We start from the raw sequence: 396 nt of genomic DNA on the forward strand, positions 1-396 counted from the left end.
CTCCACACAGATGAAGCGGCGGCTGCCCGAAAGGTCAGTCAACAAGTCGCGGCGGTTGCTGGTGCCGATAAATGAGGCGATGCGAGGCAGCGGTTCTGCTGTGCGGCGATAGGCGCGACGCACGCGCAAGGCTTCCATCTGCACCAGGTTTTTCAGTTGGGGCATCCGGCTGGCGGGCAGGCGGTCGAATTCGTCCAGGTTGATGAGTCCGTACGAGGCCAGTTTGTTCTCCGCCGCCGTGGCGTTGGTCAGGTCAAAACTTTCGGTAAAGTAGTCTCGCAATTGGGGCGGGAGCAGCAGGCGGCAGAAGGTAGATTTTCCCAAACCTTGTGCGGTGCTGACCAGTAGCGGTGCCACACTGTTGGCACGGCGTCCCTCTCCGCCACGGCCCGTCCA

Annotated in this window: 1 protein-coding gene; it reads right to left on the reverse strand. The window is 61.6% G+C overall.

The genetic code is table 11. The features are described from left to right. Positions 1 to 396 (reverse strand): VapE domain-containing protein (locus tag QVP67_RS06105; protein WP_288179961.1); only part of this gene is annotated, 396 nt, incomplete at both ends.

The sequence above is a fragment of the Bacteroides sp. CAG:633 genome, assembly GCF_000435115.1.
In the GTDB taxonomy this organism is placed as follows: domain Bacteria; phylum Bacteroidota; class Bacteroidia; order Bacteroidales; family Bacteroidaceae; genus Bacteroides; species Bacteroides ndongoniae.